Raw genomic sequence first — 3,879 nt, forward strand, 5'->3', positions numbered from 1 at the left:
TCCGCAACCGCCTCAAGCTCAAGGCCGCCCGGCGCAACGCCCAGGCCTGGCTGGCTGTGGACAACCCTGGCGAATGGCTGTGGTCGTTCGTTGGCGGTGAGCCAAAGATCAATCACTTCAAGGGCCGCAGCGAAGTGCCAGCGGTGACCGACGAAGCCAAGGCCATGAGCAAGGCCCTGCAGAAAGCCGGCTTCACCTTTGTCGGCCCGACCATCTGCTACGCCTTCATGCAGGCCACCGGCATGGTCATGGACCACACCACCGATTGCGATCGCTACGCCGCCTTGCTGCGCTGAGGGGTTACAATGCGCGCCTCGCTGAAATAAGGAATTGGCCTGTGGAAAAGTTCAAGGGCGCCCTGATGGTCGGGGTGCTGCGTCTGTTTGCCAAGCTGCCCTGGGGCGCTGTGCAGCGCGTCGGCGCCGGTATCGGCTGGTTGATGTGGAAGGTGCCCAACGGTTCGCGCAATGTGGTGCGCATCAACCTGGCCAAGTGCTTCCCGGAGATGGACCCGGCCGAGCGCGAGCAGCTGGTGGGCCGCGCGCTGCGGGATATCGGTAAATCCTTTGTAGAAAGCGCCTGTGCCTGGATCTGGCCGCCGCAGCGTTCGCTGGATCTGGTCAAGGAAGTGCACGGCCTGGAAGTGCTGGAGCAGGCCTTGGCCTCGGGCAAGGGTGTGGTCGGCATCACCAGCCACCTGGGCAATTGGGAAGTGCTCAACCACTTCTACTGCAACCAGTGCAAACCGATCATCTTCTACCGTCCGCCAAAGCTGAAGGCTGTGGATGACCTGCTGCGCGAGCAGCGGGTGCAGATGGGCAACCGCGTGGCACCTTCGACCAAGGAAGGCATCCTCAGCGTGATCAAGGAAGTGCGCCGCGGTGGCCAGGTGGGTATCCCGGCCGACCCGGAGCCGGCGGAGTCGGCGGGCGTGTTCGTGCCGTTCCTCGGTACCCAGGCACTGACCAGCAAGTTCGTGCCGAACATGCTGGCGGGCGGCAAGGCGGTCGGGGTATTCCTGCATGCCCTGCGGCTGCCGGATGGGTCGGGCTTCCGGGTGATCCTGGAGGCGGCGCCAGAGGCGATGTACAGCACCGATGTGACCGAATCGGCTGCTGCCATGAGCAAGGTGGTCGAGCGCTATGTGCGTGAGTACCCGAGTCAGTACATGTGGAGCATGAAGCGCTTCAAGAAGCGCCCACCCGGCGAGCCGCGCTGGTACTGAGATCTTGGGGGCGCTCCGCGCCCCTTTCGCCGGCAAGCCAGCTCCCACATTGACCGCGCAGGCCTGGGGCTGTGCTTCAACCTGGGGGAGCCAGGGTTTTGCGCTGGGTCCAATAGCGTACCTGGTCCCTGTGGGAGCTGGCTTGCCGGCGATGGGCTGCAAAGCAGCCCCGGCAATCTCAAGCTTTGTTCAGCTTTTTAAGAAAAACGGTCATCTCTTTCTCGGCCTGCTTGTCGCCATGAGCTTGTGCCGCCACGATCCCGTCTTCCCAGGCCTTGCGCGCCGCCGCCAGGTCACCCTGCAGCTGATACGCCTTGCCCAGCAGCTTCCATGCCGCCGAATACTTCGGGTCCTGCTCTACGCAGCGTGCCAGGTGCACAGCCGCTTCCGCTCCGTTGCCCTCGTCCAGCCAGGCCTTGCCCAGGCCAAACCGCAACAGCGGGTTATCCACACCCTTGGCCAGCATCTTCTCCAGCGATTCGCGCATGCCTTCTTCTCCTAGAAGAAACTCAAGCCGACGTGGAATAGCTTCTCCACATCCCGAATATGCTTTTTATCCACAACAAACAGGATCACATGGTCGCCTGATTCGATCATGGTGTCGTCATGGGCAATCATCACCTCTTCGTCACGGATGATCGCACCGATGGTGGTCCCCGGCGGCAGGGCGATGTCCTCGATGGCCTTGCCCACCACCTTGCTCGACTTCGAGTCGCCGTGCGCCACCGCCTCGATGGCCTCGGCCGCGCCGCGTCGCAGCGAGTGCACGCTGACGATGTCGCCACGGCGTACGTGCGCCAGCAGGGTGCCGATGGTGGCCAGCTGCGGGCTGATGGCGATGTCGATATCACCGCCCTGCACCAGGTCGACATAGGCCGGGTTGTTGATGATGGTCATCACCTTGCCCGCGCCCAGGCGCTTTGCCAGCAGCGAGGACATGATGTTGGCTTCGTCATCGTTGGTCAGCGCCAGGAAGATGTCGGCGTCGGCGATGTTCTCTTCCAGCATCAGGTCCTTGTCCGAAGCGCTGCCCTGCAGCACCACTGTGCTCTCCAGGGTATCGGAGAGGTGCCGGCAGCGGGCCGGGCTCATCTCGATGATCTTCACCTGGTAGCGGCTTTCGATGGCTTCGGCCAGGCGTTCGCCAATCTGCCCGCCCCCGGCGATGACGATGCGTTTGTTGGTTTCATCAATACGGCGCAGTTCGCCCATCACGGCGCGAATGTCCTTCTTCGCGGCAATGAAGAACACCTCGTCGTCGGCCTCGATCACCGTATCGCCCCGTGGGGTGATCGGCCGGTCGCGGCGGAAGATGGCTGCCACGCGGGTGTCTACGTTGGGCATGTGCGCGCGGATCTGGCGCAGCTGCTGGCCGACCAGCGGGCCGCCGTAGTAGGCCTTCACGGCCACCAGCTGGGCCTTGCCCTCGGCGAAGTCGATCACCTGCAGCGAGCCCGGGTGTTCGATCAGGCGCTTGATGTAATTGGTCACCACCTGCTCGGGGCTGATCAGCACGTCGACCGGGATATGGTCGTTGTCGAACAGCTCCTCGCGGGTCAGGTAGGCGGACTCGCGCACCCGGGCGATCTTGGTCGGGGTGTGGAACAACGAATAGGCCACCTGGCAGGCGACCATGTTGGTTTCGTCGCTGTTGGTCACCGCCACCAGCATGTCAGCGTCGTCGGCACCGGCCTGGCGCAGCACCGTAGGCAGCGAGCCACGGCCCTGCACGGTACGGATGTCCAGGCGGTCGCCGAGGTCGCGCAGACGGTCGCCGTCGGTGTCGACCACGGTAATATCGTTGGCCTCGCTGGCCAGGTGCTCTGCCAACGTCCCGCCTACCTGGCCTGCGCCGAGGATGATGATTTTCATCCGTTACTCCCTACCCTTGGTCTTATCCGCGCGAGGCGGCGATCTTGATCAGCTTGGCATAGTAGAAGCCGTCGTGGCCGCCTTCCTGGGCCAGCAGCTGGCGGCCGTGGGGCTGGCGCAGGCCGGCTTCGGTAGCCAGGTCCAGCTCACGGGCGCCCGCGGTACGGGCAAGGAACGCCTCGATCACTTCGGTGTTCTCGGTCGGCAGGCTGGAGCAGGTGGCGTACAGCAGCATGCCACCCACTTCCAGGGTCGGCCACAGGGCATCGAGCAGCTCGCCCTGCAGCGTGGCCAGGGCCGGGATATCGTCGGCCTGGCGGGTCAGCTTGATATCCGGGTGGCGGCGGATCACGCCAGTGGCCGAGCAGGGCGCGTCCAGGAGGATGCGCTGGAACGGCGTGCCGTCCCACCAGCTGGCGGTGTCGCGGGCATCGCAGGCGATCAGCTCGGCGTCGAGCTGCAGGCGGTCGAGGTTCTCGCGCACGCGGATCAGGCGCTTGGCTTCGAGGTCGATCGCCACCATGTGGCCCAGGCCCGCTTCGGCCTCCAGCAGGTGGCAGGTTTTGCCACCCGGGGCACAGCAGGCGTCGAGCACGCGCTGGCCGGGGGCCAGTTCGAGCAAGTCGGCAGACAGTTGCGCGGCTTCGTCCTGCACACTTACCCAGCCTTCGGCGAAGCCTGGCAGGCCGCGCACGTCACAGGCTTCGGCCAGCACGATGCCGTCACGGCTGTACCGACAGGCGCTGGCGCCCACCCCTGCTTCGGCCAGCAGCGCCAGGTAG

General features: G+C 64.8%; 4 protein-coding genes and 1 pseudogene. 2 read left to right on the plus strand and 3 right to left on the minus strand.

From position 1 onward, the window contains the following. Together HP546_RS27275 and HP546_RS27280 are read left to right on the plus strand one after the other, a co-directional pair. The coding region (locus HP546_RS27275; protein WP_172232057.1) for a DNA-3-methyladenine glycosylase I at nucleotides 1-296 on the plus strand (296 nt) is incomplete at its 5' end. A gap of 41 nt (nucleotides 297-337) precedes the next feature. Beyond that, nucleotides 338-1,225 (plus strand): lysophospholipid acyltransferase, encoded by an 888-nt coding sequence (locus tag HP546_RS27280; protein WP_172232060.1) that lies wholly within the window; start codon nucleotides 338-340, stop codon nucleotides 1,223-1,225. A gap of 178 nt (nucleotides 1,226-1,403) precedes the next feature. On the opposite strand, the gene HP546_RS27285 is transcribed toward HP546_RS27280, so the two are convergent. The 3 genes and pseudogenes from HP546_RS27285 to HP546_RS27295 all read right to left on the minus strand — a co-directional run. Next, nucleotides 1,404-1,712, minus strand: a complete 309-nt coding sequence (locus tag HP546_RS27285) for a tetratricopeptide repeat protein (RefSeq protein ID WP_172232063.1) — start codon at nucleotides 1,710-1,712, stop codon at nucleotides 1,404-1,406. 11 nt (nucleotides 1,713-1,723) lie between these two features. Further along, nucleotides 1,724-3,097: a Trk system potassium transporter TrkA gene (gene trkA, locus HP546_RS27290; protein ID WP_016712794.1), complete on the minus strand. Its 1,374-nt coding sequence runs from the start codon at nucleotides 3,095-3,097 to the stop codon at nucleotides 1,724-1,726. 22 nt (nucleotides 3,098-3,119) lie between these two features. After that, nucleotides 3,120-3,879 (minus strand): annotated as a pseudogene (locus tag HP546_RS27295) (16S rRNA (cytosine(967)-C(5))-methyltransferase); the annotation flags it as partial.

This window comes from Pseudomonas sp. CM25 (assembly GCF_013179705.1).
GTDB lineage: Bacteria > Pseudomonadota > Gammaproteobacteria > Pseudomonadales > Pseudomonadaceae > Aquipseudomonas.